Genomic DNA, 16959 nt, shown 5'->3' on the forward strand with positions numbered 1-16959 from the left:
GGCCAGCGCGATCGACATATGGCAATTCCTTTAGACCTAAACTACTTTGGCCCGATCCTTGAATGTCGAGGAGATCGCGATCGGTGCAAAGTGACCTCATGACATCCTCATCCGCTGCAGTTCTCGACCACACCCCAGCCAACTCGACCGTCTGGCGCGAAGTCGCACGCGCGATCGCCGACATCGGCGCCAAGCGCTGTTTCGGCCTCGTCGGGGGCGCAAATTTCAAGGTGACGCTCGGATTGACCGAGTTCGGTGTCGAGTTTGTCGCTGCGCGCCACGAAGGCGGCGCGGTAAGCATGGCCGATGTGGCGGCGCGTCTGACGCGCGACCTGACCATCGTCAGCGTAACGGCCGGGCCGGGTTTGACTAATGCGATCACCGGCATCGGCGAAGCGGCCAAGAGCGACACGCCTTTGCTCGTTCTCGCAGGTGACGTTGTGCTCGGCGACAAGCAGTCGGCATTTGCCTTCAATCAGTCGGAACTCGTTCACGCGGTCGGCGGCGAGTGGCGTCAGATCACCGATGCACAGAGCGCTTACGCCGACACCTGGAAAGCAGCCTCGGTGGCTCTGCGCGAGCGCAAGCCGGTCGTGCTCAGCCTGCCGATCAATGTGCAGGAGATGCCGGTCACGGCAACGATGGGCAAGAAGCATTTGCCGATCATGCCGCGGGTCACGATCAATCCGGCGAAGCTGGATGAACTTGTTGCGACGATCCGGACATCGAAGCGACCGCTGATTCTGGCGGGTCATGGCGCTGTCGTGGCCGATGCGCAGCCGCTGCTGGTTCAACTGGCCGACAAACTTGGCGCGTTGCTGGCGACGTCGTTGCAGGCGCATGGGATGTTTTCCGGTCATCCGTGGAATCTCGGCGTGGCCGGAGGCTTCTCCTCGAAAGCAACGGCTGAGCTGATCGCGCAGAGCGACATGATCCTTGCTTTCGGCATGTCGCTGAACATGTGGACCACGAAGAAGGGCAAGCTGATTTCGGACTATGCTCAGCTCGTGCAGATCGATGTCGAGAAGGGCCGCATCGGCGTGCATCGCCCGGTCGATCTCGAGCTCGAAGGCGATGCATCGGCTGTGGCCACTGCCGTGTTGCAGGCGTTTGATAAGACGCCGCCCAGCGAGGCCGGCTGGCGCACGCCAGCGGTTGCCGCGGTGATGACTGCCAGGGGCAACCACAATCTGGCCTATGACGACACCAGCACTGCCGACCACATCGATCCGCGCACGCTGAGCAAGGCGATGGACGATATCCTGCCGAAGGATCGCACGGTCGTTGTCGACGGCGGCCATTTTGTCGGCTGGGTGACGCGCTATATTTCAGCGCCCGACCACAAGGGTTGGTGCATTCCGATTGCGTTCCAGTCCATCGGTCTCGGCCTTGCCGGCGCGATCGGTGCGGCAGTGACGCAGCCGGAGCGGCTGACTGTGCTGGCCGTCGGCGATGGCGGTTTTCTGATGTCGATCGCGGAACTTGAGACCGCGGTGCGGCTGAAGAAGCGCATCTGCATCTTCATCTATAACGACAGCGCCTACAGCGCCGAGGTGCATCACTTCGGGCCGGAAGGCTACAATGCGGGTATGGCGCAATTTCCGGTGACCGATTTTGCGGCCATTGCGCGCGGATATGGCGCCGATGGCGTTGTTGTGCGGACGCTCGCCGATCTCGATGCGGTAAAGCGTTGGGTTGCCGATGGCGCGCAGGGGGTGTTCATCGTCGATGGTCGCATCAATCCAAAGCTGATTGCGGATTGGTATAGCGAGATGTTCAGCGGCGCGAACTTGTAGTTGGCCTTCTTACCTCTCCCCGCTTGGCGGGGAGAGGTCGGCTGAAGCGCGCGGAGCGCGTGAAAGCCGGGTGAGGGGGAGCGCATGATACACTTAAGCGCAAACCACTAACTCCCCCTCACCCGAAGGCTCCGCTGCGCTCGCCTTCGACCTCTCCCCGCAGGCGGGGAGAGGTTATGCCGCGGCTTGGTTCGTTGCTTCAACATTCCCCAACCATTCTTTCGCAATGGTCAGATCTGCCTGCGAGAGCTGATGCCCGACGGGCAACGTGCGATGCTGCACATCGGCCCCCGCCTTTGTCAGCATCACAGCCAGCCGTTGCGAATTGCTCGGCGGGATGATCGGGTCGGATTGGCCCGACACGATCAGTACCGGCTTGGCTGCGAGATCTGCCATCGGCGCGTCACGTAGCGGCACCATCGCCCGCAACAATATGCCGCCGGCCAGCGCCTCGGGGCGTAACAGCATCATTGCCGCGGCGATATTGGCGCCGTTGGAATAGCCGAGCGCGATCGGTGCTTTGAGCCCGTAGCGCTTGCGGGCTTCGACTATGAAGTCCGCGAGCTCGTTGGCGCGACTGACCACGTCGTCCTCGTCGAACACGCCTTCGGCGAGCCGGCGAAAGAAGCGTGGCATGCCGTGTTCCAGCACCTGACCGCGGGGCGAGAGCAGTGCTGCACCCGGCGCAATCGCCTCGCCGAGCGGGAGCAGGTCGCTTTCGTCACCGCCGGTGCCATGCAGCAGCAGGAGCGGCGTTGCCTCGCGCCGGTTGCCCGGCGCGAAGCGATGAATGTGGGACAGGTCGTTACTCATGACGTCACCTTTTCAGTGTCGAGCGCCGGCAACACGCGCTCAATCTCGCCGCGATGCTTTTCGAGAAACGCGGGCAGTTTCAGATGCTCGCCGAGGGATTCGACGGGCTCATCCACGGCAAAGCCGGGGATGTCGGTGGCGATCTCGAACAGCACGCCGCCGGGTTCGCGGAAATAGACCGAGCGGAAGTAGTTACGGTCCTTCTGCTCCGTCGGCTGCTGGCCGTGGGTCTTCACCAGCTTGTTGGCCATCACCTGTTGATCGGCGTCATCGACGGCGCGGAAGGCGATGTGATGCACCGAGCCACGGCCCTGACGACCCGGCAGGAAACCGCCGGCCTCATAGATATCGACGATACCGCCTTCGACACTGTCGGCACTCAGGCGGATGATCGAACCTTCGCGCGCGGTTTCCTTGAAGCCGAACACGTCGATGAGGATCGCGCTGGTCTTCTCGGCCTTCTCCAGCAGAAGCGTCACGCCATGGAAGCCGCGGATCGCGTGCTCCGCCGGAACGTCGCCATTGCTCCAGCCGGGCTCATTCTCCGCGCCGGCAACGCCGACCAGAGCGAGGCTCATGCCGTCCGGATCGGTGAAGGGCAGTACGGCTTCGCCGAAGCGCTTTTCGAGCGCCTCATGGGCAATGCCCTTCTCGATGAAGCGATGCGTCCAGTAGCCGAGCGAGCGGGCAGGGACCCGGAACGAAGTCTGCTGGGTCTGGCCCACGCCGCCACGGCCGGGGGCCGCATGCTCCCACGGGAAGAAGGTCAGGATGGTGCCCGGCTTGCCGGTCTCATCGCCGTAGTAGAAGTGGTAGGTGCCCGGATCGTCGAAATTGACGGTCTTCTTGACGAAGCGCATGCCCAGCGCGCGGGTGTAAAAATCGAAATTCCGCAAGGCATTACCGGCGATTGCGGTGACATGGTGGATGCCTGACATGGTCTGTCTCCTGGTTGGGAAGGCGTCTCGTCTTCCGTTGCCGGGATAATTGGGTCATCCCCGTTCAAAGACAATCTGGCCATTTGTGACATGACTGTCTATGAATTGGGGACAGTCAGGAATGCCCCATGGATAAGCTCAACAGCCTGCGCGCCTTCGTCAAAGTCGTCGAACTCGGCAGCTTCTCCGAAGCAGGGCGGCAGCTGCGGCTGTCGCGCTCGGCGATCTCGAAATATGTCGGCGATCTCGAACAGGACCTCGGCGTGCAATTGCTCAACCGCACCACGCGTCACGCGAGCGCGACCGAGAACGGCCAGGCCTATTTCGAGCGGGCACTGAGTATCCTCGCCGATCTCGATGCCGCCGATCAGGCGGTGGCGCAGGCGCAATCGACGCCGCGCGGACTGCTGCGCGTCAATGCGCCGATGTCGTTCGGCACGCTGCAACTCGGTCCGGCGATTGCCGACTTCATGGCGCAGTGCCCAGAGCTGCAGATCCAGCTCGTGCTGTCGGACGATCAGGTCGATCCGATGCAGGGCGGTTTCGACGTGACGCTTCGCATCGCCGATCTGGAGTCTTCAAGTCTCATCGCGCGTAAAATCGTCGCCATCGATCGCGCGGTTTGCGCGTCGCCGGACTATCTCAAGCAATACGGCACGCCGAAGCTGCCGGAGGATCTGCGCAGCCACGCGCTCCTGACCTATGGCTTCCTGCTCACGGGCAATCAGTGGAAGCTGACCGGCAGGGATGGCAACGATCACTGGATCCAGCCGAGCTGGACGCTCTGCGTCAACAATGCTGAAGTACTGCGCGATGCCGCGATCAAGGGCAGGGGCGTCGCGCTGCTGCCGACCTTCATTGCCGGCGATGCATTGCGCGCGGGCGCTCTGCGCAGCGTGCTCAATACCTACAAAGCGCCGCCGCTGACGCTCTATGCGATCTATCCTCCGACGCGGCACCTTGCCGTGAAGGTGCGCCTGTTCATCGATTTCCTGGTGGCGCGCTTCAGCGGCGTGCCGGAGTGGGATGAGAAGCTCTAGCGCCAGATCGCACGCATCCGCGAATTGATGTCCATGCGCACACCCTGTGCTGCCGCGCGCGCCGGATCTGCCGCAGCCACCTGCGGCCAGGTCGTGCGTTCGAACAGGCCGAGCAGCGCTTCCGGAATGAAGCGGGTGCGTGACGCATAGACGTGGCGGTCACCTTGTGCGTGCTGGCCGTGGGTGAAGAAACGCTGCGGTACCATCAGATGCAGATCGTCCTTGGCGCGCGTCATCGCCACATAAAGCAGCCGGCGCTCTTCCTCGATCTCCGCTGATGTCCCGGTGCCCAAATCCGACGGCATGCAGCCATCGACCACATTGAGCACATAGACCGATTTCCATTCCTGCCCTTTGGCGGAGTGGATCGTCGAGAGGATCAGATAGTCTTCATCGAGCAGCGGCACGCCGGACTGATCGCTGGTCGCGTCCGGCGGATCGAGCGTGAGTTCAGTGAGAAAACGTTCGCGCGACGGATAGCCTGACGCGATCGCTTCGAGCTGGATAAGATCGGCGCGGCGCGTCAGCGAATCCTCGTGAATGCGATCGAGATGCGGCTCATACCAGCGTCGCGCCAGTTCCAGTTCGGCGGGCCAGCCCGCACGGCGTGACTTGATCTCGCTGATGACCTCGACAAAGCCGCGCCAGTCGGCTGCTGCGCGGGGTGGGGCCGGCGCGTGAGCGAGGGCGTCGATCGGATCGGGTGCCGCGATCATGTGATCCAGCGCGCGCTGTGCGGAAGCTGGCCCCACACCGGGTAGCAATTGCATCAGCCGGAAACCGGCGACCCGGTCACGTGGGTTCTCCACGAAACGCAGCAGCGCCAGTATGTCCTTCACATGCGCGGCGTCGAGAAATTTCAGGCCGCCGAATTTGACGAATGGAATGTTCCGCCGCGTCAGCTCCACTTCGAGTGATCCGCTGTGCGACGACGTCCGGAACAGCACGGCCTGTTCCTTCAGCTTCATGCCGCCTTCGCGATTGTCGAGCACGCGCGCGACGATGGCGCGGGCCTGATCGGTCTCGTCCCGGATGGTGACGAGTTGCGGCTTGGCGGAGGAGACGCGGTCGGTCCAGAGATTTTTGGTGAAGCGCTCGCGCGCAAGATCGATCACGCCATTGGCCGCTGCCAGGATCGGTTGCGTGGATCGATAGTTGCGGTCGAGCGTGATGATTTGCGCGGGTGGGCTGAACTGCCTGGGAAAATCGAGAATGTTGCGCACTGTGGCGGCGCGAAACGAATAGATCGACTGCGCGTCATCGCCGACAACGGTGAGGCCCGCCCCGTTGGGCTTCAAAGCCATCAGGATCGCCGATTGCAGGCGATTAGTGTCCTGATATTCGTCCACGAGCACGTGATCGAAGCGACCGCCGATATCGCTAGCCAGTAGCGGTTCGCTCGCCATCTGCGCCCAGTACAGAAGCAGGTCGTCGTAATCGAGCACGTTCTGCTTCTGCTTGGCTTCGACATAGCTGGCGAACAGCTCGCGCAGCTCGGCTGACCACGCCGCGCACCACGGATAGGATGCGCCGAGCACCTGATCGAGTTCGGTCTCGGAATTCACGCAGCGGGAATAGATCGCGAGGCATGTGCCTTTTGTCGGGAAGCGCGTCTCGGTTTTGGAGAAGCCGAGTTCGTGCCGGACCAGATTCATCAGGTCGGCGGAATCCTCGCGGTCGTGAATGGTGAAACCGGGATCGAGTCCGATTTGTTCGGCATAGTCCCGCAGGAGCCGCGCGCCGATGCCATGGAATGTGCCAGCCCAGGCCAGCGCATCGGTCATGACGCCGGTATTGTCGCCCATCACTTGGCGCGCGATGCGCTCGACGCGGCGGCTCATCTCGCTGGCCGCGCGCCGTGAGAAGGTCATCAGCAGGATGCGGCGCGGATCGGCGCCGTTGACGAGCAGATGCGCCACGCGATGGGCGAGGGTGTTGGTCTTGCCGGAACCGGCACCGGCGATGACCAACAGCGGAGCAGACGTGATGCTGTTCCCATGCGGGAACACGCCATGCTCGACGGCACGGCGTTGTTCTGGATTGAGGGCGTCGAGATAAGAGGCTTGAGCGAGCAAGGCGTGTATCCGAGGTGACGAATCACGCTCGCTGATTCCCGCTTTGTTCGCAATGGAAGAGCGGCGTGCCGAAGCGCGCCGCTGGAAGAATTACGCCGCCCGCACTTCGCGGAGGAACACATCGACCTGCGTGCGGAGGTCTTCGCCGTTGCGTGACAGGTCCGCGGCCGACTCCACCACGCGCGACGCGGCGAGGCCGGTCTCGCGGGCGGCGTCATTGACGCCGGCAATGTTTTGCGAGACCTCGCCGGTGCCGCGGGCGGCTTCGGCGACGTTGCGGGCGATTTCGAGCGTGGCTGCGCCCTGTTCCTCGACGGCGGCGGCGATGGCGCTTGCGATCTCGCTGACGCGGCCGATGGTCGAGGTAATGCTTTGGATCGAACCCACCGAGAGCTTCGTGGCACTCTGAATCGCGCCGACCTGTGCCGAGATTTCGTCCGTTGCCTTCGACGTCTGGGTGGCCAGTGCCTTCACTTCGGAAGCGACGACGGCGAAGCCGCGGCCGGCTTCACCTGCGCGGGCCGCTTCGATGGTGGCATTGAGTGCGAGCAGGTTGGTTTGCGCAGCGATCTCGCTAATCAGCTTGACGACGTCACCGATCTTCTGCGCGGCCTCCGCAAGGCTCTGCACTTCGCTATTGGTGACGTTGGCCTGCGATACCGCATCGCCGGCGACGCGGGCAGATTCGTTGACCTGCTGTGCGATCTCGCTGATCGAGGCGTTGAGCTCCTCGATAGCAGCGGCGACTGCCTGAGCGCTCTGCGTGGCCTCCTCGGATGCTGCCGCGACAGCTGCGGTCTGCCGGGTGGATTCCTCGGCGGTGGCCGCCATCGATTGCGCGGTGTTGCGGAGTTCGCCGGCAGCCGAACCGACGGCGGTGACTACGGTACCAACGCTGCCCTCGAAGCGCGAGGCGAGAGCACTCATGGTGTCGCGGCGATCAAGCTGGGCGCGCTCGCGCTGCTCTTCCTGGGCGGCCCGCAGCTGCTCGGTTTCGATCAGCCCGGTCTTGAAGATTTCGACGGCGCCGGCCATCGAGCCGATCTCGTCCTTGCGGCCTGCACCCGGCACCGCGATCGTGTGATTACCGCCCGCAATGGTCCGCATCGCAGTTTCGAGTGCGCGGATCGGCTTCGCCATCGAGCGGCCCATGAAGGTTGCGATGGCACCGGCGAGCAGCAGCACGCAGGCAGAAATGATGGCCAGCCAATTCAGCGAGGATCGCATCAGGCTGTGATATCCGCTGGTATCACGGGTGATTTCGAAGACGGCGATGTTGTCGCCCGAAAAGCTCTTGATTGCGCCGAAGGTCGTGGCAACGGGCTTGTTGTCGAGTTCGCCATATTGGGTCACAACTTCGCCGGCAAGCGCGCGACGCAGCATATCGACACCCGGAGCAGCCGACTTCAGGGTGGACGCCAGCGTCTTGCCGGCCTGGCCGTCGATCTGGTGAATGCCGACATCGACACCGAAACGCGACTTCATGGTGTCGACGAAAGTCTTGCCGAACGGAGCGCCGACATCGATCGTGCCGAGAATGGTATCACCATCCATCGCCGGTGCTACGCCAAAGACGTTGAGCGCATCACGGCCGGGCTCGATGCCGCCGACCGACTTCTTGCTGGTCATCGCCTGCACCACCATCTTGCGGCGTTCGGAAACGTTGTCTCCGAAGGTGCCGGGATTGTGGATGCGGGCGAAGCTGATGGCCGGCGGTGTTTGAATGGTGATCAGTTCGAGGCCGCGCGGCTTGATACGCTGATGGGCCTCCTTCAGATTCGCGAGCGCACTGGCACGATCGTTCGCCTTGATGGCGTCCTTGATCGGCTGTGACGACGCGATCGACTCGGCAACTGCGAGCAGCGTGCGCGTTTCGGCATTCAGCGCTGCCGTGAGATTGGCGTAGTCATCATGCGCTTCACGACTAAGGGCTGTGTCGATGATCGCCTGTTGCTGCCACATGCTGAAGGCAGCGAGCGCGCCGCACGATCCGGCAGCGACGAGCGTGATGGCGACAATCATACGTGCTGAAATAGAATTGAATGCTTGCATCGACATGCCCCTTGGACCGCGACAAGCAATTTTGCTGCGGCACCGAAATTCCACGTGAAAATAGGGAAGCCGAGTGAAGGAGCCCTTAATTACCTCTGATGTGTAGGTATCCTGGTATCATGATTCCATTATGCCGCAGCAGATTTTGGCTTCGGGCGATGCCAGCATCGGTCGTGATCGAATGTGCGACGATACTAGTGGAGCCGAGACGAGCCATTCCCCGGCGCAAGGCACCGGTCCACGTGCGAGAGAAGAACCGCCGATTTGAGGGGCTTCTGGAGGCGACAGACGGCGCCGAGCTCGGTGGACATCGCGAGAAAATCGGGCGCGAACGCGCCTGCCGGTGAGGCCGCGTGACCTGACATGACGATGATCGGGATCTCCGGGCGGCACCGATGCGCCAGCTTCATCGTCTCCAGCCCGTTCATCCCGGGCATGAAGATATCGATGATGAGCAGATCGAAATCGGCGTTGCGGAGAATGTGGCGCGCGCGGGCCGTCACTCGCGCAGGTGACGCGGTGGCCTTCGCGCTCAAGCATCAATTTGGTGAAGATCTGAACGACCTTGTCATCGTCGACGATCAGGATGCTTGCCATCTGCCGGTCCCCCGGATGCCGTCGCGCCAGTGCGGAGCATGGTTGTCTGGTTACGCACGCATCGCTACATGCCACGTTGCAAATGTGGCTTCTCGTTAAACGCCGCATCGAGCAGCGATCTGTGGACCTGAATATGTCCGTCATAGCTGACGAAGCCGAGCTTGCGAAACTTGTTCATGAAGAAGCTGACGCGCGAACGCGTAGTGCCGATCATCTCCGCCAGCATTTCCTGACTGATGTCGATATCGATGGGATGGCTGGCGCCTCCCTCGCCATAGTGAGCGAGGATCAGCAACAGGCGCGCGAGGCGCTTCTCGCTTGAATTGAACAACTGATCGATCAGATCTTCTTCGATGCGGTTGTTGCGCGACAGAAGATAGGCGACGAAGAATTCTGCGAAAGCGGGCTCGTCGCGCAGATGGGCGAGCATCACCGACTTGTTGATGGTGACGATGGTGCAGTCTTCCATCGCCGTCGTTGTGACGGTGCGCAGCGGATGACCATTCAGGCAACCCTCACCCAGGAACTGTCCGGGTTCGAGCAGGCCGACGACGGCTTCCTTGCCTTGTTCGGACAGGACCGTGAGCTTGATACGTCCGCTCAGGATGTAGCAAACAGAATCTGCCGTCTCACCCTGACAAAAGATGTTCTGGTTTTTCTTGTAGTCGGTCGTAACCCTTCCGATGCCGGGACAGGTCAGAAAATACGGCGCATCGAACTCGGCTACAGCAGGAACCTTCAAGGCAGCTAGCCGTGTCATCGCGAATCTCCGGAGATCGATCTTTGCAGGTCAGCGTAAATCTATTCAGGGTTGTATTGTTCCCGCCAGATCTAGTTAAATTGCCGGCATAAGAGATCAAAACGCACATGCGTGAGTGGGAGGATTGATGGGGTCATCAATCCCGATGTGCATATAGATACCACCAGGCGCGTGAGGCGGCGTAGTTACGTCATCGGATTCACTGCCTTGAAACAACTTCCCTCCATGTTGCTACGCAACTTAACGCGCAGATCGTCTGTCATGTCCGCAACACACGCTGCTCTCGAATTGCGAGGGTTAACGAAACGTTTCGATCGGCCAGCTGTCGACGGACTCGATCTCACGGTTCGTGCTGGCGAGTTCTATGCGCTGCTGGGCGCCAACGGAGCCGGCAAGACGACGACATTGCGCATGGTCGCGGGATTGCTGCGCCCCGATTCAGGATCGGTGTCCATACTTGGTATCGACGCGCTCGCCGATCCCGTTGCGGCAAAGCAGATCATGGCCTGGGTGTCCGATGAGCCGATGATCTATGACAAGCTGACGCCGCTCGAATATCTCGAATTCGTTGCCGGTCTATGGGGCTGCGATGCTGAAACGGCCGAGCGCACGTCGCATGCACTGTTGGCATCGTTAGGTCTTGGTCCACATCTGCATGAGCGATGCGAAGGCTTCTCCAAGGGCATGCGCCAGAAGGTGGCGCTGGCCGGCGCGTTGGTGCATGAGCCCCGGCTGATCATTCTCGACGAACCTTTGACCGGGCTCGATGCCGTGTCGGCGCGTCATGTCAAAGGCCTGCTGCAGGATCGCGTGCGCTCCGGCTGCACGGTAATCATGACCACGCATATTCTCGAAGTTGCCGAGCGCATGGCCGACCGGATCGGCGTGATCGCCGCAGGCAGGCTGATCGCCGAAGGTACGCTTGCCGAATTGCGTCAGCAGAACGGACAGGGCGACACCAGCCTCGAGGACATGTTCGTGGCGCTGGTGGACGGCGCGCCGGTTGCCGCATGACACCATCCGCCAGCGTGATGTGGTTTGCCGGCCATGAAGTCCGGCTGGCATGGCGCGAAATGCTGGGCATGCTCACGGCGGGCCGTCGCTGGCGTCCGCGCAGCATTTCGCTTCTGCTGATTGTCTTCGTGATCTTCCTGCATCTGCCGGCTTATGCGGTGGTCGGCCGTTTCGCAGATGTGCAGACGCCGCTCGATCAATCGACGGCCATTGTGATCACGGCGAGTATCTTCCTCGCCTGGGCGCTCGTTCTGTCGCAGGCCATCGAGTCCGTCACCCGCGTATTCTACGCGCGCGCCGATCTCGATCTCATCATGTCGTCGCCGGCGCCGCTCACCAACCTGTTCTCCGTCCGCATCGCAGCCATCGCATTGACGGTGACCCTGATGGCGATGTTGCTGGCGACGCCTTTTGTCAACGTACTGGTGATCGGCGGCGGTGCACGCTGGTTCTCCGCCTATGCTGTCGTCATTGCCATGGGCCTGTCGGCGTCTGCGTGCGCTATCGCCATCACTGTCGGATTGTTTCAGCTCTGCGGCCCTGCCAAGACGCGGCTGGTTGCACAGATCATTTCGGCGGTCACTGGCGCAGGTTTCGTGATCGCATTGCAGGTTGCGGCGATTCTCTCTTACGGCACGCTGTCGCGTTTTGCCGTACTGACCTCCGATGCCGCAGCCGCCTTTGCGCCGGCGGCGGACAGCGTGGTGTGGTGGCCCGCGTGCGCGATGCTTGGCGATATCGCAGCACTGGTGCCGCTGCTGGCGGCCGGGTTGATCCTGCTGGGAAGCGCCATGGCAATCTTCTCGCCGCGCTTCAGCAACTACGTGGCCAGTGCCGTGCCATTGGCGCAAGTTCGACGCAAGAAAGTCGCAAGACGGTTTCGACCGGGCTCTCGACGTAACGCCTTGCGCCGCAAGGAGTTTATCCTGTTGTGGCGCGATCCGTGGCTGGTCTCGCAAACTCTGATGCAGCTGCTGTATCTGTTACCGCCAGCCCTGATGCTGTGGCGCAGTTTCGGCGAGGGGGCAGGCGCGTTCATCGTGCTGGCGCCGGTGATCGTGATGGCCGCGGGTCAGCTCGCCGGCGGCTTAGCCTGGCTGACGATCTCCGGTGAGGACGCTGCGGATCTGGTCACAACCGCGCCGCTTCTGGCAAACACGATCATCACGGCCAAGATCGAAGTCGTGCTGGTCATCATAGCTGTCGTGTTCACGCCGATGGTCGTGGGTCTCGCGCTGGTCTCGCCGCGGCTGGCGGCAGTGACAGCGCTGGCGACCGTCGTGGCCGCGGGATCGGCTACCGCCATCCAGCTCTGGTTCAGGGTGCAGGCGCGGCGCAGCCAGTTCAGGCGACGTCAGACGTCATCGCGCATTGCGACCTTCGCCGAAGCTTTCTCGTCGATCGGCTGGGCTGCGACAGCGGCGCTGGCACTGGTGCTGCCGATTGCCTCGGTGATCTCGGGTGCCATGACGGCAGGTCTCATGGCGCTGACGTGGAAGATCAGTCCTGTCAGGACCTGAAATAACAAAGCCACCCGCGGATACGGGTGGCTTTGAAATTTACAACGGTCTCGAGACGACGATCAGGCCACCATCGACATCGGCGTGATGGCGGGGGTGGCTTCGCTAAAAACCTCCTCCGTGACCACGGTAAAACGCACCAGCGGCGTCGGGCCGAAATTGGTGGAGATCGCTACGTCAGCAGCGTCGCGACCGCGGGCCATCACGATGCGCCCGATGCGCGGATGATTGTGACGCGCATCGAACGTGTACCACTTGCTTCCGAGGTAGACTTCGAACCAGGCGCTGAAGTCCATCGGCGCGGGATCGATGGGCACGCCGATATCGCCGAGATAGCCGGTGCAATAGCGCGCCGGAATGTTCATGCAGCGGCACAGCGTGACCGCCAGATGGGCGAAGTCGCGGCACACGCCGATACGCTCTTCATGGCCTTCGAAGGCGGTGCGATCGTTGCGGGCATGATGATAGCCGAATTCGATGCGCTGATGCGCGTAATCGACAATGGCCTGGACGCGCGCCGCGCCGTCTTCGATATGGCCGAACAGCGACCAGGCAAGATCTGACAGCTTCTGCGTGTCGCAATAGCGGCTGCCGAGCAGGAAGACCATGACATCGTCAGGCAGTTCGCCAACCGCCTGCAACGGCCCTGATGGCGGAGCAGCATCCGGCAGTCCGCTATCTGAAATCAGAAAGTCATTCTTGATCTCGATCAGTCCGGGCGGTGCGACGATGCGCGTGCAGGTATTGCCGAACATGTCGAGATAGTCATGCGCCTGTACGTCATGGGAAAACTGGATGCGATGTGGGCTCTGCAGATCCTTCGCGCGCGAAGGATGGATGCTAAGCATCAGGATCATGGGCGTTTCCTGCAAACACTGGAAAGCGATGTCGTAGCCCGCGCGAATCTTCACTTTTACGTCTCCACTAGCTCGGCAAATCCGTAATTCATCGTTGCCAGACAAGTGTAGTCACCAAACATCGTTCCGAGGTTCAGTGACAGGAATGTGCAGAAAATGTGGGCAGCGAGGCCGCTCCAGCCCCGCCGCGCCATAAGCTATTTCTTCAGGGACAACAGCAGCAGCGAGCGGGCGGTCACCTGATACATATGGCCGAACGGGAAATCCTCGCCACCCTTCGTATCGGGAATGTTGGTATCCACCAGAAGTTCCCAGGCCTGTCCGCCAAACGCCTCGGGCATCGTGAAATCGACCAGTCCTTCGAAGCCGTTGAGAATCATCAGCATGGTCTGATCCTCCGCCGGCTTGTGAATGCCGGTCTTCTGCGCACGGCCGTCCAGCAGCATGCCGAAGCATTTCATGTTGCCGTCTTTCCAATGTGCGTCTTCCATCGGGCGGCCATTGGCGTTGATCCATGTCACGTCGCGAACATCGAGGTCGGGGTCGTGCTCGCCGGTCAGGAAGCGGCTGCGACGCAGGACCGAGCAGCCGCCGAGCAGTTTGATGAGCCGCTTGGTGAAAGCGAGCAGGTCCTTGCCCTCGGTCGTCAGGCTCCAGTTGAACCAGGAAATCTCGCTGTCCTGGCAATAAGCGTTGTTGTTGCCGTTCTGTGTGCGGCCGAATTCATCGCCGCCGAGCAGCATCGGCGTGCCCTGCGAGAACAGCAGCGTCGCCAGCATGTTGCGCTTCTGGCGCTCGCGCAGGGCGATGATGGCCTTGTCGTCGGTCGGGCCCTCAACGCCGCAATTCCATGAGGCGTTGTTGGAGGAGCCGTCCTTGTTATTCTCGCCATTGGCCTCGTTGTGTTTCTCGTTGTAGCTCGCCCAATCGTTCAGCGTGAAGCCGTCGTGAGCGGTGACGAAATTGACGCTGGCCCAGGCGCGGCGACCCTGATGGTTGAACATGTCCGCAGACGCGACGAGACGCGGTGCCAGTGCCGCGACCGGCGCTTTGCCGCGCCAGAAGTCACGCGCAGTATCGCGAAACTTGTCGTTCCATTCCGCCCAGCCGGGTGGGAAACCGCCGACCTGATAACCACCGGGGCCGATGTCCCAGGGTTCGGCGATCAACTTCACTGTCGTCAGCAATGGGTCCTGATCGACGGCTTTCAGGAAGCCACTCTGTTCGGTGAAGCCGTAGACTTCGCGCGCGAGAATGGTGCCGAGATCGAAGCGGAAGCCGTCGATATGCATCTCCCGCACCCAGTAGCGCAGGCTGTCCGCCACCATCTGGATGACGCGGGCATTGGACAGGTTCACTGTGTTTCCGGTGCCGGTGTCGTTGATGTAATAGCGTGGCTTGTCCGGAAGCAGCCGATAATAACTGGCATTATCGATGCCCTTGAAGGACAGAGTCGGGCCAAGCTCGTTGCCTTCGGCGGTGTGATTATAGACGACATCGAGGATGACTTCGAGCCCGCCGGCATGCAGCGCTGACACCATCTCCTTGAACTCGCGCAGCGAGTTCGGCACGTCCGATGCGTAGCGCGGATCGGGCGCAAAGAAGCCGATGGAATTGTAGCCCCAGTAATTCACCAGCTTCTTGTTCAGCAGATAGTCGTCATTGATGAAAGTATGGATCGGAAGCAGCTCGACCGAGGTGATGCCGAGGCCGCAGAGATAATCCACCACAGGCTTGCTGCCGAAGCCGGCATAGGTGCCGCGCAGCTTCTCGGGCACGTCGGGATTCAGCTTGGTGAAGCCCTTGACGTGGGTCTCGTAGATGATGGTCTGGTCCCATGGCACCGGCTGCCGGCCGGCCTCGCCAGCCCAGTCGAAGTCGCGATCGACAATCACGCATTTCGGCATGAACGGGGCGGAGTCGCGTTCGTCGAAGGTGGTGTCGTCGCCGCTCTCCATCTTGTAGCCGAATACAGCCGGATTCCATTCGAGCTGCCCGGCATGGGCGCGGGCATAGGGATCGAGCAGCAACTTGTTCGGATTGAAGCGATGGCCCTTTTCTGGCTCATAGGGGCCATGGACGCGATAGCCGTAAAAGGTGCCGGGGCCGACGTCGGGGATGTAGCCGTGAAACACCTCGTCGGTATATTCCGGCAGCTCGATTCGCGTTTCCTTGTCGCCGTCGAACAGGCAGACCTCGACCTTGGTGGCATTGGCCGAGAAGAGCGCGAAGTTGGTGCCCTTTCCGTCCCAATGCGCGCCAAAGGGATAGGGGAGACCTTCTTCGACTACTCTGTGCGTCACGATTGCCCCACTGTCTGGTGATGAAAATGCGCGGGATAACTGCGCCGCCGCATTTCCGTTGCAATGCAAACAGGCTGTTTCGGAATATATCTTGGCCTGCGAGGGTCGCTAGCCCGGAGTTTTGCTTATGACCGACGTCTCCCATCACAAACGCATCGCATTGCTGGGCGCGCCAGTCGAAGTCGGGGCCTCGCAGCGCGGGACCTTGATGGGGCCGGCGGCCATGCGGACGGCAGGCCTGGGGCCGCTGCTGGAAGAGCTTGGCTTCGAGGTGGAAGACCACGGTGACCTCATGCCACCGTCTGTGCCTCTGTCGACCGATGCGCCGCCGGAGAATGCCAAGCATTATCGTGTGATCCAGAGCTGGATCCAGGCGCTGAGTGCGCGTGCCTACGCGCTTGCCAAATCGGGCGCGCTGCCGATCTTCGTGGGCGGTGATCACAGCCTGTCTATGGGATCGGTCAATGGCGTGGCGCGGCACTGGCACGAGCAGGGGCGCGAATTGTTCGTGCTGTGGCTCGACGCGCATGCCGATTACAATACGCCGCACACGACCATCACCGGCAACATGCACGGCATGTCCGCGGCCTTTCTGTGCGGCGAGCCCGGTCTGGATGGATTACTCGGCGCTGAGCCGCGCGCATCGATCAAGCCCGATAATCTCGATCTGTTCGGCATCCGCTCCATCGATAAGCTCGAGAAAGAGCTAGTCCACACGCGCAAGGTGGCCATCGCAGACATGCGGCAGATTGACGAGTTCGGTGTTGGCGTCCTGATCCGCCGCGTCATCGAGCGGGTCAAGGCGCGCAACGGCGTGTTGCATGTGTCCTTCGATGTGGACTTCCTCGATCCCGCGGCAGCGCCCGGCGTTGGCACCATGGTGCCCGGCGGCGCCACCTATCGCGAGGCGCATCTGATCATGGAGCTGCTGCATGATTCCGGGCTGATGTGCTCGCTGGATGTCGTCGAGCTCAATCCGTTTCTCGACGAGCGCGGGCGTACCGCACGGGTGATGGTCGAGCTGGTCGGCAGCCTGTTCGGGCAGCAGATCACCGATCGGCCGACACCGAGCAACGCAATTATACCGCCCGGCTAGCTCGCGGTAGGCAAAACCTCGATTGGTTCCGGGTCTTTGCGCGCGTTACGCATGATCGTTTTGTTATCGTCTCGGAACTAACCCTGCAGCGCGGGATT

At 61.6% G+C, this 16959-nt stretch carries 13 protein-coding genes; 5 read left to right on the top strand and 8 right to left on the bottom strand.

Annotated elements, in window-relative coordinates; all coding sequences use genetic code 11:
• The first annotated feature begins 98 nt into the window (after positions 1-98).
• Positions 99-1796 (top strand): thiamine pyrophosphate-binding protein, encoded by a 1698-nt coding sequence (locus AB8A23_RS09945; protein WP_158596717.1) that lies wholly within the window; start codon positions 99-101, stop codon positions 1794-1796.
• A 174-nt stretch (positions 1797-1970) separates the two neighbouring features.
• Here AB8A23_RS09945 and AB8A23_RS09950 read toward each other — a convergent pair whose 3' ends face one another.
• Positions 1971-2609, bottom strand: a complete 639-nt coding sequence (locus AB8A23_RS09950) for an alpha/beta hydrolase (protein WP_120287075.1) — start codon at positions 2607-2609, stop codon at positions 1971-1973.
• Entirely contained in the window at positions 2606-3547 is a 942-nt protein-coding gene (locus AB8A23_RS09955; RefSeq protein ID WP_120287074.1) for a ring-cleaving dioxygenase, read from the bottom strand. The genes AB8A23_RS09950 and AB8A23_RS09955 overlap by 4 nt, the downstream gene beginning before the upstream one ends.
• A gap of 128 nt (positions 3548-3675) precedes the next feature.
• On the opposite strand from AB8A23_RS09955, the gene AB8A23_RS09960 reads away from it, so the two are divergent.
• Positions 3676-4587 (top strand): LysR family transcriptional regulator, encoded by a 912-nt coding sequence (locus tag AB8A23_RS09960; protein WP_120287073.1) that lies wholly within the window; start codon positions 3676-3678, stop codon positions 4585-4587.
• Here AB8A23_RS09960 and AB8A23_RS09965 read toward each other — a convergent pair.
• The 4 genes from AB8A23_RS09965 to AB8A23_RS09980 form a co-directional block, all read right to left on the bottom strand.
• Complete coding sequence (locus AB8A23_RS09965) at positions 4584-6662, bottom strand: ATP-dependent helicase (protein WP_120287072.1); 2079 nt, start codon at positions 6660-6662, stop codon at positions 4584-4586. The two genes, AB8A23_RS09960 and AB8A23_RS09965, sit on opposite strands and share 4 nt — an antisense overlap.
• 90 nt (positions 6663-6752) lie before the next feature.
• Positions 6753-8714, bottom strand: coding sequence for a methyl-accepting chemotaxis protein (locus tag AB8A23_RS09970; protein WP_120287996.1), 1962 nt, complete (start codon positions 8712-8714; stop codon positions 6753-6755).
• A gap of 194 nt (positions 8715-8908) precedes the next feature.
• A complete protein-coding gene (locus AB8A23_RS09975) occupies positions 8909-9250 on the bottom strand; it encodes a response regulator (protein ID WP_439059827.1) in 342 nt (113 codons plus the stop codon).
• A 125-nt stretch (positions 9251-9375) separates the two neighbouring features.
• Positions 9376-10071 carry a Crp/Fnr family transcriptional regulator gene (locus tag AB8A23_RS09980; RefSeq protein WP_120287070.1) on the bottom strand — a complete coding sequence of 232 codons (696 nt, stop codon included), beginning with the start codon at positions 10069-10071 and terminating at the stop codon, positions 9376-9378.
• 225 nt (positions 10072-10296) lie between these two features.
• Between AB8A23_RS09980 and AB8A23_RS09985 the strand changes: the two genes are divergently transcribed.
• Both AB8A23_RS09985 and AB8A23_RS09990 read left to right on the top strand, forming a co-directional pair.
• Positions 10297-11085: an ABC transporter ATP-binding protein gene (locus AB8A23_RS09985; protein ID WP_439060543.1), complete on the top strand. Its 789-nt coding sequence runs from the start codon at positions 10297-10299 to the stop codon at positions 11083-11085.
• Positions 11082-12605 carry a permease gene (locus AB8A23_RS09990; protein WP_120287068.1) on the top strand — a complete coding sequence of 508 codons (1524 nt, stop codon included), beginning with the start codon at positions 11082-11084 and terminating at the stop codon, positions 12603-12605. The genes AB8A23_RS09985 and AB8A23_RS09990 overlap by 4 nt, the downstream gene beginning before the upstream one ends.
• Before the next feature lie 62 nt (positions 12606-12667).
• Here the strand turns inward: AB8A23_RS09990 and AB8A23_RS09995 are convergent, their stop codons facing one another.
• Both AB8A23_RS09995 and glgX read right to left on the bottom strand, forming a co-directional pair.
• Positions 12668-13516, bottom strand: a complete 849-nt coding sequence (locus AB8A23_RS09995; protein WP_439059826.1) for a transglutaminase-like domain-containing protein — start codon at positions 13514-13516, stop codon at positions 12668-12670.
• A 143-nt stretch (positions 13517-13659) separates the two neighbouring features.
• Positions 13660-15765, bottom strand: a complete 2106-nt coding sequence (gene glgX / locus AB8A23_RS10000; protein ID WP_120287066.1) for a glycogen debranching protein GlgX — start codon at positions 15763-15765, stop codon at positions 13660-13662.
• A gap of 127 nt (positions 15766-15892) precedes the next feature.
• Between glgX and rocF the strand changes: the two genes are divergently transcribed.
• On the top strand, positions 15893-16861 hold the full coding sequence (rocF, locus tag AB8A23_RS10005; RefSeq protein WP_120287065.1) for an arginase: 969 nt from the start codon (positions 15893-15895) through the stop codon (positions 16859-16861).
• Positions 16862-16959: the final 98 nt, after the last annotated feature.

This window comes from Tardiphaga sp. 619_E2_N8_4 (assembly GCF_051810905.1).
Classification (GTDB): Bacteria; Pseudomonadota; Alphaproteobacteria; order Rhizobiales; family Xanthobacteraceae; genus Tardiphaga; species Tardiphaga robiniae.